The organism is Pseudofrankia inefficax (assembly GCF_000166135.1).
Lineage (GTDB): Bacteria > Actinomycetota > Actinomycetes > Frankiales > Frankiaceae > Pseudofrankia > Pseudofrankia inefficax.
Genome location: NC_014666.1, coordinates 2353529 through 2369801 on the forward strand (window position 1 = coordinate 2353529; position 16273 = coordinate 2369801).

At 72.3% G+C, this 16273-nt stretch carries 13 protein-coding genes; 9 read left to right on the forward strand and 4 right to left on the reverse strand.

Annotated elements, in window-relative coordinates:
- Window positions 1-74 precede the first annotated feature (74 nt).
- From FRAEUI1C_RS09600 to FRAEUI1C_RS09610, 4 genes are all read left to right on the forward strand, one after another.
- Entirely contained in the window at window positions 75-1157 is a 1083-nt protein-coding gene (locus FRAEUI1C_RS09600; protein WP_013423100.1) for an alcohol dehydrogenase catalytic domain-containing protein, read from the forward strand.
- A gap of 440 nt (window positions 1158-1597) precedes the next feature.
- Entirely contained in the window at window positions 1598-2479 is an 882-nt protein-coding gene (locus FRAEUI1C_RS09605; protein ID WP_232425363.1) for a DUF222 domain-containing protein, read from the forward strand.
- Window positions 2480-2605: 126 nt separating this feature from the next.
- Entirely contained in the window at window positions 2606-2830 is a 225-nt protein-coding gene (locus FRAEUI1C_RS40885; RefSeq protein ID WP_232425364.1) for an HNH endonuclease, read from the forward strand.
- Window positions 2831-3223: 393 nt separating this feature from the next.
- Entirely contained in the window at window positions 3224-5107 is a 1884-nt protein-coding gene (locus tag FRAEUI1C_RS09610) for a patatin-like phospholipase domain-containing protein (protein WP_013423101.1), read from the forward strand.
- A gap of 33 nt (window positions 5108-5140) precedes the next feature.
- Here the strand turns inward: FRAEUI1C_RS09610 and FRAEUI1C_RS09615 are convergent, their stop codons facing one another.
- Window positions 5141-6895 carry an N-acyl-D-amino-acid deacylase family protein gene (locus tag FRAEUI1C_RS09615; protein WP_013423102.1) on the reverse strand — a complete coding sequence of 585 codons (1755 nt, stop codon included), beginning with the start codon at window positions 6893-6895 and terminating at the stop codon, window positions 5141-5143.
- Between the two features lie 375 nt (window positions 6896-7270).
- On the opposite strand from FRAEUI1C_RS09615, the gene FRAEUI1C_RS09620 reads away from it, so the two are divergent.
- The 4 genes from FRAEUI1C_RS09620 (at window position 7271) to FRAEUI1C_RS09635 (ending at window position 12560) form a co-directional block, all read left to right on the forward strand.
- Window positions 7271-8692 (forward strand): ABC transporter substrate-binding protein, encoded by a 1422-nt coding sequence (locus tag FRAEUI1C_RS09620; RefSeq protein WP_013423103.1) that lies wholly within the window; start codon window positions 7271-7273, stop codon window positions 8690-8692.
- Window positions 8689-10431, forward strand: coding sequence for an AMP-binding protein (locus FRAEUI1C_RS09625; RefSeq protein ID WP_013423104.1), 1743 nt, complete (start codon window positions 8689-8691; stop codon window positions 10429-10431). The genes FRAEUI1C_RS09620 and FRAEUI1C_RS09625 overlap by 4 nt, the downstream gene beginning before the upstream one ends.
- Window positions 10428-12050 (forward strand): AMP-binding protein, encoded by a 1623-nt coding sequence (locus FRAEUI1C_RS09630; protein WP_013423105.1) that lies wholly within the window; start codon window positions 10428-10430, stop codon window positions 12048-12050. Before FRAEUI1C_RS09625 ends, FRAEUI1C_RS09630 begins: the two co-directional genes overlap by 4 nt.
- Window positions 12051-12248: 198 nt before the next feature.
- A complete protein-coding gene (locus tag FRAEUI1C_RS09635; RefSeq protein ID WP_013423106.1) occupies window positions 12249-12560 on the forward strand; it encodes a putative quinol monooxygenase in 312 nt (103 codons plus the stop codon).
- Window positions 12561-12591: 31 nt separating this feature from the next.
- Here the strand turns inward: FRAEUI1C_RS09635 and FRAEUI1C_RS09640 are convergent, their stop codons facing one another.
- Window positions 12592-13116, reverse strand: a complete 525-nt coding sequence (locus FRAEUI1C_RS09640; protein WP_013423107.1) for a hypothetical protein — start codon at window positions 13114-13116, stop codon at window positions 12592-12594.
- A 153-nt stretch (window positions 13117-13269) separates the two neighbouring features.
- Between FRAEUI1C_RS09640 and FRAEUI1C_RS09645 the strand changes: the two genes are divergently transcribed.
- Window positions 13270-13845: a TerD family protein gene (locus tag FRAEUI1C_RS09645; protein ID WP_013423108.1), complete on the forward strand. Its 576-nt coding sequence runs from the start codon at window positions 13270-13272 to the stop codon at window positions 13843-13845.
- A 73-nt stretch (window positions 13846-13918) separates the two neighbouring features.
- Here the strand turns inward: FRAEUI1C_RS09645 and FRAEUI1C_RS09650 are convergent, their stop codons facing one another.
- Both FRAEUI1C_RS09650 and FRAEUI1C_RS09655 read right to left on the reverse strand, forming a co-directional pair.
- On the reverse strand, window positions 13919-15277 hold the full coding sequence (locus tag FRAEUI1C_RS09650) for a VWA domain-containing protein (protein WP_013423109.1): 1359 nt from the start codon (window positions 15275-15277) through the stop codon (window positions 13919-13921).
- A 69-nt stretch (window positions 15278-15346) separates the two neighbouring features.
- The gene (locus FRAEUI1C_RS09655; RefSeq protein WP_013423110.1) at window positions 15347-16267 is read right to left on the reverse strand and encodes a beta/alpha barrel domain-containing protein; all 921 of its coding nucleotides are present in this window, start codon (window positions 16265-16267) and stop codon (window positions 15347-15349) included.
- Between the last annotated feature and the right edge of the window lie 6 nt (window positions 16268-16273).

Sequence of the window (16273 nt, forward strand, 5' to 3'; positions counted from 1 at the left end):
GACAGACAGCCACAGCCTGACAGGCAGTCACGACCCGACAGGCACGCCACGACCACGGAGACAAAGGGGAGATCATGCGTGGTGTTGTGTTCGACGGCCAGAAGGCCGAACTGGTCGACGACCTGACCGTCCGTGACCCGGGGCCGGGCGAGGCGCTGGTGCGCATCGCCGCCGCCGGCTTATGCCACAGCGACGTCTCGGTGATCAACGGGACGATCCCGTTCCCGACGCCGGTCGTCCTGGGCCACGAGGGCGCGGGCGTCGTCGCGGCGGTCGGCGACGCCGTCGGCAACGTCAAGGTCGGCGACCACGTGGTGCTCTCCACACTGGGCAACTGCGGCGCCTGCCAGCACTGCGACGCGGGCCGCCCGACGATGTGCCGCTCGACGTTCGGCGCCCGGCCGCAGCCGTTCACCTGGCGGGGCGAGCCGGCCTACAACTTCGCGAACCTCTCCTGCTTCGCCGAGGAGATCGTCGTGAAGGCCAACCAGTGCGTGCCGATTCCCCAGGACGTGGCGCTCACGTCGGCGGCGCTCGTCGGCTGTGGCGTGGTCACCGGCGTCGGCGCGGTCCTGCAGCGGGCGAAGGTCCACCCGGGCTCGACCGTGGCGGTGCTCGGTGTCGGCGGCGTCGGGCTCAACGTGCTCCAGGGAGCCCGGATCGCGGGGGCGGCACGGATCGTCGCCGTCGACGTGAACCCGGCCAAGGAGGCGCTCGCCCGGCTGTTCGGCGCCACCGACTTCGTAGACCCCACCGGTGTCGACACGGCCACCGTCCTCAAGGAGACGATCCAGGACACCGAACCGACCGGCTACGACTACATCTTCGAGTGCGTCGGCCATCCCGCCCTCATCCGGGCCGCGATCGACGCGCTCGCCTGGTCCGGCTCGGCGGTGCTGCTCGGGGTGCCGGCGGCGACGACGGAGGCGTCGTTCAACGTCGCGGGCATGTTCCTGGACAAGTCGATCCTCGGCTGCCGGTACGGCTCGTCGCAGCCACAGCGCGACATCCGCCGCTACGTCGACCTGTACCGGGGCCGCCGGCTGCTGCTCGACGAGCTGGTCACCCGCACCTACCCGCTCGCCGACTTCCACCGCGCGGTCGAGGACCTGGAACACGGCGACCTCGCCCGCGGCGTCCTCACCCTGAACCCGTAGCGGGCCGACGCACGCCGCCGACGGACCCGAATGGACGACGATCCGGAAGGACCGCCAACATTGCCGTGTCGGACGTCGAACCTCGGATAGGTGGGCAAGGCTACCGTTTAATCCAGGACTCCGTCTAATCCAGGATTCCGCGACGGGAAATGTCTCCAGCTGTCTTGGGCCGTATTGTTGGCGGTCTCATTCTGGCCGGTTGCCGATTTCCGAAAAACGGATAACATGAACACATGTTCGATACCCTGGACGGCCGTGACCCGCCGTTCGATATCTCGTGCTCAGGTCGACAGTCTTCCGATGATGACTGGAGGGCGCGGCAGGCGCAGAACGGCACGGTAGCCGCCGGTCCGGCGGCCGAAGACGGCCTTACTGATTTCCTGGCCACCGAAATCTTTCCCGCGCCCGGGGGCGGCCCGGTCGACGATCTGCTCGGGCGTTTGGGGCTCGTTGACGGGGTGTTCGACGGGGTGCTGGCCGGGCTGGCCTCGTGTGATGCGTCGGCGACGTTGGCGGTGGCGGGCCGGTTGGCGCGCCTGACCGCGAGGTTGGAAGGTCTGACGATCCACACCCAGGTACACCTCGCGCGCCAACGCCCGGCCAACTCGGCGGTCGGCGACGGCGAGCCGGGTGACTCCTACTCGCCGTTCGCCGCTGACGAGCTCGCGGCCGAGCTGGGGCAGTCGCCGCGCACGATGTCCGGCCGGCTGGCGACGGCCTGGGAGATCGCCGGCCAGCTGCCTGCCGCGCTGGCCGATCTGACCTCGGGCCTGCTCGATCACACACGCCTGTTCGCGCTTCATCAGCTCACCGCCTGTCTGACCGGCGATCAGCGCGCGGTCGTGGAGGCGGCGATGCTCGCTGGCAGCCGGCTGGCGTCTCCGCCCCAGTGGTGTCGCAAGATCCACCGACTCGTCGCGCGCCTCGACCCGCAGGCCGCCGCGAAACGCCGCCGCGACGCTCATACCGAACGCAGGATCGGCATCCAGTCTCTCGATGACGGCATGGCCCTGCTCACCGCCGTACTCGCCGCGGAGGACGCCCAGGCGATCTACGACCGGATCAACCAGATCGCGCGAGCCGACACCCGCATCGAAGGTGATACCCGCACCGACCCGGACTCCCGGCCGATCGACGCCCGGCGTGCTGACGTCCTGACCGCGCTGCTCCTGGGTAACCGCCGAGAGCATGTCAGCGTCGAGCTCCAGGTCATCGCGCCCGTTGGCACTCTCGCCGGCCTCGACGACGACCCGGCGGAACTGGTCGGCTACGGCCCGATCCCCGCGAACGTCGGGCGCGCGCTCGCCGCCGATGCCCGCTGACGCCGCGTCCTGACCGACCCGGCGACCGGCACTGTCCTGGACCTCGGCCACCGCAGAGTTCCCACCCCGGCACTCGCTCGACTCGTCCGCCATCAACAGACCCGCTGCCTGTTCCCCGGCTGCGGCATGCCGGCGACTCACACCGACCTCGACCACACCGTCGCCCATGCTCGCGGCGGCAGCACGGCCCTCGACAATCTAGGCGTCCTTTGCCGCCACCATCACCGTGCGAAGCATCGCGGTGGCTGGACGCTAGACCAACCACAACCCGGGGTATTCGTCTGGACCAGCCCGGCCCGCCGCACATTCACTACGAATACGACCGCCAACGAGGAAGAAGCCAACCTCTAGACCGCCACACGTATGAGCGCCCGCGTTGTTCCGAGGCCGACCCCGCCCGCAATCCCCGTACAGCGGACTGTCGCCGGCATCCGGTGCCCATTTTGACGCCCCTCGCGACAGCAGTAGCCGCCATGAGCCTCATAGATGAGCCCGTCCATCCGCGCGAACCGGCAGCAGCGCCGGGTGGTCGAGCGGGAAATACGAGGGGGGCGGGTAGCCCTCACAACGCTTGGCGCGTGCGGCTTGACTGAATCTGGGTGAACGCCGTCGTCGGCCGCCTGGGTCTGTCGGTCTGTCGGGTGTGCGTCGTCAGTCGGTGCCCGGAGGCGGTTCCACTACTCTTGGTGGCTGATCGTCGGTCTTCGACCAGCCTCCTGGGTCGCTGGCGGTCGCGGAGGCCCCGTGAGCGCACCCAGAACCCGTGCCGGTGACCAGCCCGACGCCGTCCCAGCCCAGGCGCCCGAGGGCGCGGCCTCGACGCCGCGCGAGCAGTGTGACCTGATCATGCAGGGTGGCATCACCAGCGGCATCGTCTATCCGGCCGCCGTCGCCGAGCTGCATGAACGCTACGACTTCCGGTCCATCGGTGGCGCGTCCGCCGGCGCGATCGGGGCCGCGCTCACGGCCGCGGCCCAGTACGGCGACTACGCCCGGCGCCGTGACCCGGCCAGGCCGGGCGGGTTCGGGCCGTTGAGCGAGGCGGCCCAGCAGGTCGCGGCGCCGGGCCTGCTCGTCGGGCTGTTCCAGCCGACCAGGGCGACCGCGTGGGCGTTCGGGCTGCTGTTCGGCCTGCAGCGCGCGGGGTCGTCCTGGCTGGGGCGGCTGTGGGTGGCGGCCGGCTGGGTTTCCCGGTACTTCGCCGCGCAGATGCTGATCGCCGGGGGGATCTCGTTCGGCGCGCTGGTCGGCGTCCTCTACGGCTTCGGCGGCAGTCTGGACCGGCAGCGCTGGTATGGGTGGCTGCTGATCGCGGTGGTCCTGCTCGTCACGTCGTTGCTCGGACTGCTCGCGGCCGTCCTGGTGCGCGCCCTGCGGACCGTTCGCGGGCTGCCAGGCGACTTCTTCGGAGCCTGTTCCGGTATGCCGGTCGGGCGCGGGGGGCAGGCCGCGCTGACGCCGTGGCTGCACGGCCAGATCCAGCGCTGCGCCGGCCGCGAGGGGGCAGTGCCGTTGACGTTCGCCGATCTCGCGGGCGGCCGGCGGGCCGACGAGAAGATCGCGCTGGAGATGATGACGACGGACCTCAGCGCCGCGCAGCCGCTGAGCCTGCCGTTCGCCGAGGGGCAGTTCCTCTACTCACCCGGCGAGTTCGGCCGGCTCTTCCCGGACGACGTGCTGGCCCACCTGGAGCAGGTCAGCACCCCGGTGCCGACGCCGGAGGGTGTGCTGGGCCCGACCGACCTGCGGACATTCCCCGGGCCCGACCTGCCGGTCATCGTGGCGACCCGGATGAGCCTGAGCTTCCCGGGCCTGATCTGCGCGGTGCCGTTGTGGGTCCAGGGGCTTGGCCGCGGCGGGCCGGTCCGGCACTGGTTCTCCGACGGCGGGATCTCCAGCAACTTCCCGATGCACTTCTTCGACACCTGGCTGCCCACCCGGCCCACGTTCGGCCTCGACCTCGTTCCCACCCCGCGGGCCAAGGGCAAGCGCGAGCCGGTCCGCGAGCCCGGCGACCCCGCCATGACGGCGACGGTCGCGCCGCCCTCGCCGGGCGGCGGCGCGCCCGTGCGCAGGGTGGCCCAGATCAACAATCTGTTCGGTTTCCTCGCCCAGATCCTCGACACGACGCTGAACTGGCGGGACACCCTGCTCGCCGAGCTGCCCGGCTTCTCGGACCGCATCCGGTCGATCCGCCTGCCCGACGGCACCGGCGGCATCCACCTGACGATGACGCCGGCCCAGATCAACGACCTGGCCGCCAGCGGCGCGGTCGCCGGCCAGAGCCTGCTCACCACGTTCGACTGGGACGACCACCTGTTCGCCCGCTACACCCTGCTGATGCGCCAGCTCCAACAGAACCTCGTCGGCGGCGGCCACGCGGACCCGGGCACGGTGACGAAGGCGTTCACCCCCGAGTTCCAGCGGCTGCTCGCGAGCCTCGGCGAGGCGGCCGTGCCCGGCGACGGCGCGACGACCTACGACGCGCAGTGGGGCGTGTCCGCCCGCGACCGGACCCTCGCGCTGCTCGGGCTCGCGACCGGCTGGGCCGCGGCCCAGCCGCTCAGCTTCATCCAGGGCGAGGATCCGACCCCGCCCCCGGTGATGCGCCTGCGCCCGAAGGTCTGAACGCTCCCGCCGCGTGGCGGCGGGGGCGTGGCTCTATCGGGTCGAGACCGTTCTGGTGTCCCGGCCGGAGCGCAGCAGCGTGCCTGGGGTGGCGCCGGTCGCCCGGCCGCCGGTGACGATGCGGGTGCCGTTGACGAAGACCGCCTCGACGCCCACCGACCCGGCGGTCAGCCGGGCGGCCCCGGACGGCAGGTCGGCCACCAGCCGGGCCGGTTCGCTGTCGATGGTCGCCGGGTCGAAGACCACCAGGTCGGCGGCGTTGCCGGTGGCGACCACCCCGCGCCCGCGCAGGCCGAACGCGGCCGCGGGCTCGCCGGTCATCATCGCCACGGCCCGTTCCAGCCCGACGAGCCTGCGGCCGCGCAGGCAGTCGCCGAGAAACCGGGTCGGGTAGGGGGCGCCGGCCATCCGGTCGAGATGGGCGCCCGCGTCCGAGCCGCCGAGCAGCACGTCCTCGTGCTGCCAGGTGCGCGCGCGCAGGGCCCAGGACTCGGGGTTGTTGTCCGTCGGCATCGGCCACAGGACGGTACGCAGGTCGTCGGCCGCGGCGATCTCCACGAGGACCGCGAAGGGCTCCCGGCCGCGCTCGGCCGCGATGTCCGCGACGACCCGGCCGGACAGGCCGTCGTTCGCGGGGGAGTAGGTGTCGCCGATGACGTAACGGCCGAAGTCCGTCAGCCGCAGCAGCACCCCGGCCGCCGGGTCGTGGGCCGCGGCCAGCAGCCGTGCCTGGACCGCCTCGTCGCGCAGCGCGTCGACCCGCGCGGCGATCGGCAGCCGCATGACCTCGCCCCAGCCGGGGATCAGGTGCAGGGCGCAGAAGGTGCCCAGGCTCATGTTCATCGGGACGAGCGTCGGCATCGTCAGCGCGATCACCCGGCCGCCCAGCTCGCGGGCCCGCCGGGACGCCTCCAGCTGGCGGGGCACTCGCAGCGGCGCCGCCGAGTCGATCGTGAGCACGTTCCAGTTCAGCGGCCGGCCGGCGGCGGCGGACAGCTCGGCGAGCAGCTCGATCTCGTCGTCGCTGAACATGTCCAGGCAGCCGGGGACGATGCCCTCCAGGAAGGTCCCCTCGTGCTCGCCGACGGCCCGCGCGAGCGCCAGCAGCTCGTCGCGCTCGGCCCAGCGGGACGCGACCGGCTGGCCGTCGCCGTCGCTGTGGGTCCCGGACAGGGTGGTGGACAGGCCCAGCGCGCCGGCCTCGAGCGCGGCGTGCAGGCCCGCGGCCATCGCGGCGACGGCGTCCCCGTCCGCGGCCGAGCCGATCGCCGCCGGGCCCATGACGTAGCGGCGCAGCGCGCAGTGCCCGAGCAGGAAACCCGCGTTGACGGCGGTCCGCCCGTCGAGCCCGTCGAGGTACTCGGCGAACGACTCCCAGCCCCAGGCGACGCCCGACTCCAGCGCCTGCAGCGGCATCCCCTCGACCCTGGCCATCATCCGGCGCAGGTAGTCGGCCTCGGCGGGGTCCGGGCGCCCGTCGCGCGGGCGCAGCGGGGCGAGCGTGAAGCCGCAGTTGCCGCCGAGCACTGTCGTCACGCCGTGCTGGCTGGACGGGCTGGCGCTCGGGTCCCACCACAGCTGGGCGTCGTAGTGGGTGTGCACGTCGATGAAGCCTGGGCAGACCACCTTGCCTGCGGCGTCGACGGTCTGGGCCGCGTCGCCGGCCGGCACCGAGCCGGGCGGGCCGACCGTCACGATCCGGCCGTCCCGCACGCCCACGTCGGCGGCGCGGGGCGGCGCCCCCGTTCCGTCGACGAGCTGTCCGCCGTGTACGACCAGGTCGAGCATGGTCGCCTCCTCCCACTCGCGATCCGACAGTAGTCCGGAACCTGACGGGCCGTCAGGTCCTTCGGGAGCGCCTGCCGCGACTGCCGCCCGGGCGATCGGGGACGGCGCCCCGTCGTGTGCTGACGAACGGTCAGGACTTCGCCGGATTTACTTTCGCCAAAGATGCAACCTGTTCTAGTCTGTGGCGGCGCTCACGTCACTACGGCGCCTGTCGTGACCGCCGGCGGCCCCGCGCGTCGGCACCGCTCACGGCTGCGCACGGCGGATTGTCAACCGGACGGCGCACGCCCCGGCCGCCGCGCGACCGGTCACAGGCCGACCGGTCACAGACCGACCGCAGGACTGACCACGGACGACGACCCACGGAGAGGTCCGATGGCCCGCAGAAGCTCCCGCCCGTGTCCCGAGAGGCCACACCCGCGCCGCGCCCGCCGTGGCCTGGCCGGGCTGCCGGTGCTCGCGGCAGCCAGCGCGCTGTTGCTCGTCATCGCTGGCTGCACCAGGTCCACGAACGAGACCGAGACCGGCGGTGGCGACGCCGGCGGGTCACCCACCTCGGCGGCGCCCGCCGCGGCCGCGGCCGGCGACTTCGGCACCGAGAAGGGGATCTGCGGCCCGGGCTCCGCCCGCACCGCGACCGGCCGTGGCGTGACCGCGTCCTCGATCACCATCGGCACCATGGGTGACCCCGGCAGCACCGTCACCCCGGGGCTCGGGCAGGAGTTCTTCGACGTCGCCGACGCGTTCGCCGCCTGGTGCAACAAGGCCGGCGGCATCAACGGGCGCAAGATCGTCGTCAACAAGCACGACGCCAAGCTCACCGATGTCGCGGCCCGCACCCTGGACGCCTGCCAGACCGACTTCATGTTGGTCGGCGGCGGCAACGTCCTGGACGCCCCAGGGGTCCAGCCGAGGATCGACTGCAAGCTCGGCGCGATCCCGGCCTATGGCGTCTCCCCGCAGTCGCTGAACGCCCCGCTCCAGCTGCGCGCGGCGCCGAACACCGCGAACCGTTACCCGGTCGCCGGGTTCCTCGCGATGGCCCGGATGTTCCCGGACGCGATGAACGCGATCGGCATCAGCGGCAGCTCGCTCGCGGACATCCGCCCGCAGGGCCTGCGGCTTCAGGAGGCGCTCACCCAGCTCGGCTACAAGGTGGCCGACTACCAGGAGCCGCCCGCGCTGGTGACGAACTGGCGCCCGTACGTCGAGGAGCTCAAGGGCAAGGGAGTCCAGGGCTACGAGGCGATCGGCGTCCAGGACCTGACCCCGGTGGTCACGGCGATGAACGACGTCGGCCTGAACCTCAAGTACATGATCATTGAGAACCAGCTCTACGACCCCAAGACCATCGCGGGAGCGAAGAGCACGAAGTTCCCGCCGACGTGGCTGGTCATGGACCACCTGCCGTTCGAGCTGGCCGCGCAGAGCCCGGTCACCCAGGAGGCCGTCGACCTCGTCCACGCCACGGTCCCGAACGCGAAGCTCACCGCCTTCACCGCGCTCGCGCTGAGCTCCTGGGTGCTGTGGGCCAAGTCGGCGACGGCGTGTGGCGACACCCTGACCGTCGACTGCGTCCTCGCGAAGGCGGGCACGCAGACCGCCTGGACCGCCGGCGGCCTCTACCCGAAGATCGACCTCAAGCCGGGTGAGCAGGAGGTCTCGCACTGCTACCTGCTGATGAAGGTCACGGCGGACGGCTTCGTCTACGACAAGACCGCGACGGCGCCCAACCAGGGCTTCTTCAACTGCTCGGACAAGAACGTCGTCACACTCACCAACCCGTTCACGGCATGACGGCGGGAGCGTTACCCGGGAGTGGACCTCGGCCGGTCAACTTCGCGGACATGCTGGAGCTGGTCGCGGGCGCCGTGCCCGACCGGCCCGCGCTGGTCGCGGGCGCGGTCCGGCTCACGTTCGGTGAGCTCGACGCGCGGGTCGACCGGGCGGCGCGGCTGCTGCGCGGCGCCGGGGTCCGGCCGGGCGACCACGTCGGGCTCTACGCGACGAACCGGGCCGAGTGGGTCGAGTCGATGTTCGCCTGCATGAAGCTGCGGGCGACCTCGATAAACATCAACTTCCGGTACGTCGTCGCGGAGCTGCGCTACCTGGTCGACAACGCAGACCTGGTGGCGCTCGTGGTCGAGCGGCGCTACCTGCCGACGGTCGCGGGCGTGCTCGCGGACGCCCCGGCGCTGCGGCTGGTCGTCGTGCTGGAGGACGGGACCGACCCGGCCGACGACGGCGGTCTCGCGGCCCTCACGGGCCCGGGCGGCGCGCTCGCCGACCGCGGGATCCGGCTGGCCGGCTACGAGGACACGCCGGCCGTAAACACCCCGGCCGACGACAGCCCGGTCCGGGTCCCGCGCAGCGGCGACGACCGGTTCATCCTCTACACGGGCGGTACCACCGGGATGCCCAAGGGCGTCATCTGGCGGCACGAGGACCTGTTCCACGCGGCCATCGGCCGTCCCCTCCCGGACGGCTCGGCGCCGCGGGAACTGGCCGACATCCTGGTGCACACGGCCAGCCCGCCGCTGCACTACCTGGTGATGGCCCCGCTGATGCACGGCGCCGCCGAGCTGTCGGTGCTGATCAGCATCGGCACCGCGGGGACGATCCTGCTCTGGTGCGGCCGGCACTTCGACCCCCACGACGTGCTGCGGCTGGCCGCCGACGAGCGGGCCAGCACGATGACCGTCGTCGGGGACGCGATGGCACGCCCGCTCGCCGACGCGCTCGCGGAAGCCCCCGGCCGCTACGACCTGTCGGGGCTGCTCGCGTTCTCGAACACCGGCGCGCCGATGTCCCCGCGGGTCCGGGCGGATCTCGCCGCCGCGCTGCCGAACGTCTTCCTGCTGGACTCCTACGGCGCCTCCGAGTTCGGCCACAACGGCTCCGCCGAGGCCGGCGGGAAGCGCCTGTTCCAGCTGACCCCGGACACGCTGGTCCTCGACGAGAGGCTGGAGCCGGTGGCACCGGGCTCGCCGGAGCCCGGCCGCATCGCCCGGCGCGGCAACATCCCGCTCGGCTACTACAAGGACGAGGCCAAGACCGCTTCGACCTTCCTGCGCGACGCCCGCGGGGTCCGCTGGGTGGTCCCCGGCGACCTCGCCCTCGTCCGCGCGGACGGCACCGTCGAGCTGCTCGGCCGGGGGAGCGCGGTGGTGAACACCGGCGGCGAGAAGGTCTTCCCGGACGAGGTCGAGGACGCGCTGAAGTCGCACGGTGCCGTGTTCGACACGGCGGTCGTCGGCGTCCCGGACGAGCGGTACGGCGAGCGGGTCGTCGCGCTGGTCGCCCTGCGGGAGGCCTCGCCCGGCGGCCCGCCGACGGTCGCCGACCTGATCGCGCACACCCGCCAGCGGGTGGCCGGCTACAAGGTGCCCAAGGAGATCCATCTCGTGGACGTGATCGCCCGTAACCCGGCCGGCAAGCCGGACACCGTCTGGGCCAGGACGACGGCACTGCGGCTCTCCCTCGCCGCGGCCGAAGCGCCGGCCGCCGCGCCGGCCCCAGCGGAGGTGAGCGCATGACCACCACGGCCGACCCGACCGTCACGCCCGCGCGGGCGCCGCAGGTCGGTGACCTCTACCGCCCGTCGTTCCTGCCGGACCTGCTGATCGCCGCGCTCGGGCGCAACCCGGACCGGCCGGCGGTCTACATCGGCGACGTCGCGCTCACCGCATCCGAGGTCGCCGCCGAGATCAGCCGGTACGCGCAGGCCTACGCGTCGGTCGGCCTGCGGGTCGGCAGCCGGACCGCGATGCTGTCGCCGAACCGGCCCGAGGTGCTGTTCGCGATGGGCGCGAACATGATCACCGGCTGCCGCTCGACGTCGCTGCACCCGCTCGGCTCGCTTGACGACCACGTCTACGTCCTCACCGACGCCGAGGTCGAGACGCTCGTCGTGGACGAGAAGTTCGCCGAGCGGGCGGCCGAGTACGTCCGCCGGGTGCCGACCCTGCGCCAGGTGGTCACCTTCGGGCCGACCGATCTCGGCCCCAACCTGCTGGAGCTCGCCGCCGGCTTCGAGCCGAAGCCGCTGAAGGCGCCGGACGTCGGCCCCGACGACGTCGGCGGCCTCACCTACACCGGCGGCACGACCGGCAAGCCCAAGGGCGTCATGGGCACCTACCGCGGCGCCGCCGCCATGACGAACATCCAGCTCACCGAGTGGCAGTGGCCCGACGAGCCACGGTTCCTGATGTGCACCCCGCTCAGCCACGCGGGGGCCGCCTTCTTCATCCCGGTGCTGCTGCGCGGCGGCTGCCTGGTGGTGCTGCCCGGCTTCGAGCCCGGCCTGGTGATCGAGGCCATCGAGAAGTACAAGATCAACTCGACCATGCTGGTCCCGACGATGATCTACGTCCTGCTCGACCACCCGAAGCTCGCCACCACGGACGTCTCCAGCCTGAAGACGATCTACTACGGTGCCGCCGCGATGTCGCCGACCCGGCTCGTCGAGGCGATCGGCCGGTTCGGCCCGATCTTCTTCCAGTACTACGGCCAGTCCGAGTCGCCGATGACGATCACTGTGCTGCGCAAGGAGGAGCACGACCTGTCCCGGCCCGAGCGGCTGGCCAGCTGCGGCCGGCCGGTGCCGTGGGTGCGGGTCGCACTGCTGGACGAGGACGGCAACGAGGTCCCGGACGGCGAGCCGGGGGAGATCTGCGTGCGGGGCCCGCTGAACTGCGGCGGCTACTGGAAGCTGCCCGAGCAGACGGCCGAGCTGTTCCGGCACGGCTGGCTGCACACCGGCGACATCGCCCGCCGCGACGCCGAAGGCTTCCTCTACATCGTCGACCGCAAGAAGGACATGGTCATCTCCGGCGGGTTCAACATCTTCCCGCGGGAGGTCGAGGACGTGCTCGCCACGCACCCGGCGGTGGCCGCGGCGGCCGTCATCGGTGTGCCGGACGAGAAGTGGGGCGAGGCCGTGAAGGCCGTCGTCGTGCGCCGCCCCGGCGTCACCACCCCCGAGGACGAGCTCACCGGCGAGCTGACCGCCCTGGTCCGGGACCGCAAGGGCTCCCACCACGCGCCGAAGACCATCGACTACGCCGACTCGATCCCGGTCAGCCCGCTGGGCAAGCCCGACAAGAAGGCCCTACGCGCCCGGTACTGGTCCGACACCACCCGCCAGGTGAACTGACCCGGTCCCACCGTTGAACTGACCCAGCCCCCGTGATGGTCACGGGCGGCTGGGCCCCTCGGCGCGGCCAAAGGGCGTGCGCGGCAACGCGGCCCACGGAAGGATCTGGGAAACGGGCGCCGCGCGCGGTCCGGACGTCCGCCCGGTCCATCCACCAAGCTGACCAGCGGTTCCGCGGAACCGCGGTGAGGAGTAGCCATGCCCGTCATCGTCGCGACCATGATCCCGAAGGCGGACCAGGTCGACGAGGTCCGCGCGATCCTGGTGGAGCTCATCCCCGAGGTGCACCAGGAGCCGGGCTGCAAGCTCTACTCGTTGCACGAGGCCCCCGGCAAGTTCGTCTTCGTCGAGGAATGGGCCGACGACGCCGCGATGGCCGCGCACGGCGCCGGTCCCGCGATCGGCAAGATGTTCAGCGCGTTGGACGGGCGCCTCGACGGCCCGCCCGATCTCGTCTTCCTCACCCCGGTCCCCGCCGGCGACCCGGCCCTGGGCCAGCTGCGCGCCTGAGCGACTTCGGCGGTCTCCGCGCGCTCGCCCCTCACCGCTCGTGGCGGCGAAGCGGCGCGCGGAGCCGGCGAATCCCGTAGGTCCTGGCGTATCGCGGGTAGTCGGCGAACCGCCGCAGGGGCCAGAGCGCATTGGTCCCTTCGGTCGAGCTCGCGTGCAGCAGCAGGAAGTCGTCGCCGACCCGGTCGCCGGTGTGAATGGCCACGTGGTTGACCGCGAAGTCGCGGAAGTTCAGCAGCTCGCCGTCCCGGTACCGCGGCACGAACTCCTCCGGCGGCACCGGCGGGTCGGCGACCCCGAACCAGACGAGGTCGCCGGCCCTGGGCCTTGCCTGGGCGGGCACCGGCTCGAAATGCGCCCGGTCGCGGAACATCTCCAGCGAGCGCAGCGAGGCGGGCAGCCGATGGCCGAAGAGGTCCTGGAGCACGAGGTGCGCGAGCGCCACGCAGTTCAGCCCGCCCCGCAGGGCCTCGGCGCGGCTCGCGACCCTCGCCGGTCCCCGCGACCACTCGTACCGGAAGGCCGGGTCGAGGTAGGTCCGGAAGACGTCGTCCATGGTCGGCCACCTCCCGGCCGAGCCTAGCGAGCTCCGGGTCAGCGGACCCGCGCTCGCGCCCCATCGAGTTGCTGGTCCTGTCCCGGGCGCGGCCCGGGTGTGGTTGGCTTGTCTGACCGGTTTCCCTGTTCCGAGGCCACAGGAGGCAACGTCGTGACCGTCGACGTGACGAAGGGTCGTAGCGTCGCGCTCGGCAAGGATGGCGGCCTCCTCAGGGTGACCGTCGGCCTCGGCTGGGATCCGGCGCCCCGGGGCGCCGAGGACGACTTCGACCTGGACGCGAGCGCGCTCGCGCTGGGCGCGGATGATCTGATCATCTCGCCGCAGTACTTCGTCTTCTTCAACAACCTGGCCAGCCCCCGCAACGAGATCGTCCATCTGGGCGACAACCTGACCGGCGAGGGCAGCGGCGACGACGAGCAGATAGAAGTGCACCTGGACGGCCTGTCGACGTCGGTGGTCCGGGTCGTCTTCGCCGTCACGATTCACAACGCCGACTACCGGCACCAGAGCTTCGGCGACGTGCGTAACGCCTTCATCCGGGTCGTCGACTCCGGCCACGGCCTTGAGCTGGCCCGTTACAACCTGTCGACCGACGCGGCCACCGAGACCTCGATGCTGTTCGGCGAGCTCTTCCGGGCGAACGGCGGCTGGGGGTTCCGGGCGCTCGGCCAGGGCAGGACGGACGGGCTCGCCGGCATCGCCCGGCAGTTCGGCTTCGCCGTCTGAACGGCGCGGCCGGGGCGAGCCCGGCCGCGTGCGCCCAGGTGAGTCCGTCGCCCGTGACCTGGGGGAGGACGCGTCAGACTGGGATGCCGGCCGCGCGCGCGGCCTGGAGCCAGACCGGGAACTCCGACAGCAGCCGCTGGTAGAGCGCCGCGTCGTCGATCTCGTCCAGGTCGTCCACGGCGAAGAACCCCGCGTTGTCGACCACGCGCCCCGACAGCGTGTCGAGCTTCTCCAGGATCCCGTACTGCGCCTTGCCGACGCCGACGAACTGCCAGAAGATCGGCAGCTTCGACGCCTGCCGCAGCAGGTCCGCGATCATCCGGTCCCGGTAGAGCCCGCCGTCGGTGAGCACCAGCACCAGGGCGGGCGGCGGCGACGGAGCCCGGCCGAAGTGGTCGATGATGGCCGCGATGACCTTCTGCTCCTCGTTCTGGCCGCCGATGCCGTCCCAGTTCGGGATCGGCCAGCCGGCCGCCCGGGCCGCCTCCTCACGAGCGAGCGTCGCCTCCGCGCCGCCCTGGCCGGTCGTGGCCTTCCGCTGCCGGACGTACAGCGGAATCCAGTCGGCCAGGTAGTCGACCCGCAGCGGTGGCAGTGCCAGCGTCTCGGTCGCGTACGACCAGACGTCCAGGGTGCCGTCGTCGTCCATGGTCGCGGCGACGGCCGCGATCCGCTCGACGACGCGGCCCACGGTGCCGCGCTTGTACAGCGGCCGCATCGAGCCGGACGCGTCGAGGGCGAGCCCCACCCGCGCCTGCTTGCCGGTCAGGCCCTGCTTGGACAGCACGACCTTCACCGCCTGCTTGCGCAGGTCCAGACGTTTGCGCATGTCGATCTTCGCGTCGCCGGTCGACGGCAGGTCGAGCGCCTTCGCGGGTGGCGAGACATCCTCGTCGCCGCCGACGTCCACGCCGTAGTCGGTGGCCAGGCCGGCGAGGCCCGAGGCGTAGCCCTGGCCGACAGCCCTGACCTTCCACGAGCCGGCGCGCCGGTAGAGCTCGACGACGACCAGCGCCTTCTCCGGCCCCAGCGGCGGCGGGGTGAAGGTGGCGACCTCCTGGCCGGTGGACAGGTCCTTCACCGCGGCCCACACGTCGAGGCCGCCGAAGGTCAGCTCCGGGGTGACGACGTCGATCGTCGCTGTCACCACGATCGCCTCGACGTCCGCGGGCTGCCGGGCCGGATCGATCGTCACGACCTCGGCCTGGCCACCGGGGGAGCGCCCGATGTGGCGGACCGTGCCGTCCGGGCTGCTCGGCGCGTTGAAAAAGACCATGTCCGCGTCCTCGCGGACCTTCCCGGTCGCCCCGAGCCGCAGCGCGCAGACGTCGAGTGACGTCCGGGATCCGGCGGCGCCGGCGGTCCGCCAGCCCACGGTGATCTCGACGGGCCGATCCGGAAGCGCGGTGTTCGCGCCTTTTGTCAGTTCCACGCGCGTAGTATTGCGCGCCGCGCCGCCCCGCCCCGCCCCGTTCTCAGGCGTCGTTCTCAGGTGCCGGCCTCAGGCGTCGGCCAACGCCTCGGCCCACTCGGCGGCGATGACGCCGAACACGGCCGGGTCGCCGTCGCGGTTCCAGTACGCGGTGGCGACCTGGACGGCGTTCGCGCCCGCCCGCAGGAAGTCGGCCACGTCGCGGCCGGTCGTCACCCCGCCGGCACCGACGATCTCCACCGACGCGGGCAGCAGCCGGCGCAGCTGACGGACCTGGCCGAGCGCGACCGGGCGTAGCGCGGGCCCGGCGAGGCCGGCCAGCTCGACCCCGATGACCGGCCGGCCGGCGTCGTCGAACGCGAGACCGTTCGGGAACGTGTTGCTCGCGCAGACGTAGCGCGGGCCACCGCCCGCCGCGACCGCCGAGGCGAGCACCGCGGCGAGACCGGCGAGCGCCTCCGGATCCGAGAACGGCGAGATCTTCACGCCGTACGGGACGCGCGTCGGGGCGTCCCGCAGGACCGCGTCGACGGCGGCGAGGACCGCCGCGGTCTGGCCCTCGTCGAAGCAGGCGATCCGCTTCTGGGTGCCGCCGTCCCAGACGTTCGGGCAGGCGAGGTTGAGCTCCAGCAGATCGACGCCGGTCGGGGCGGCCGCCGCGGCGGACCGCGCGTAGTCGTCCACGCTGAAGCCGGCCACGCTCAGGATCAGCGGCTTGCCGGCGTCGTGCGCCGCGCGGGCCATCGCCGGCAGCTGCTCGACGTAGTACGCGAGGCCGCGGTTGGGCAGCCCGAGCGCGTTCAGCGAGAAGCCGTCGCCGGCGTGGTAGGTCGCGCCGGAGTTCCCGGTACGCGCGGCCACGGTGATCGAGCCGACGACGATCGCCGCCGCCGCCGACCGGGCCAGGTCCTGGACGTCGTCGAGCGACTTGCAGGTCCCGGCGGCGTTCATGACCGGATGCTCGAGGTCGATCCCACACAGCAGCGGCATGCCGTC

Coding starts and splice junctions, on each gene's coding strand:
- FRAEUI1C_RS09600 (WP_013423100.1), top strand. CDS start 75: ATGCGTGGTGTTGTGTTCGACGGCCAGAAGGCCGAACTGGTCGACGAC.
- FRAEUI1C_RS09625 (WP_013423104.1), top strand. CDS start 8,689: ATGACGGCGGGAGCGTTACCCGGGAGTGGACCTCGGCCGGTCAACTTC.
- FRAEUI1C_RS09630 (WP_013423105.1), top strand. CDS start 10,428: ATGACCACCACGGCCGACCCGACCGTCACGCCCGCGCGGGCGCCGCAG.
- FRAEUI1C_RS09615 (WP_013423102.1), bottom strand. CDS start 6,895: ATGCTCGACCTGGTCGTACACGGCGGACAGCTCGTCGACGGAACGGGG.
- FRAEUI1C_RS09635 (WP_013423106.1), top strand. CDS start 12,249: ATGCCCGTCATCGTCGCGACCATGATCCCGAAGGCGGACCAGGTCGAC.
- FRAEUI1C_RS09640 (WP_013423107.1), bottom strand. CDS start 13,116: ATGGACGACGTCTTCCGGACCTACCTCGACCCGGCCTTCCGGTACGAG.
- FRAEUI1C_RS09620 (WP_013423103.1), top strand. CDS start 7,271: ATGGCCCGCAGAAGCTCCCGCCCGTGTCCCGAGAGGCCACACCCGCGC.
- FRAEUI1C_RS40885 (WP_232425364.1), top strand. CDS start 2,606: ATGCCGGCGACTCACACCGACCTCGACCACACCGTCGCCCATGCTCGC.
- FRAEUI1C_RS09655 (WP_013423110.1), bottom strand. CDS start 16,267: ATGCCGCTGCTGTGTGGGATCGACCTCGAGCATCCGGTCATGAACGCC.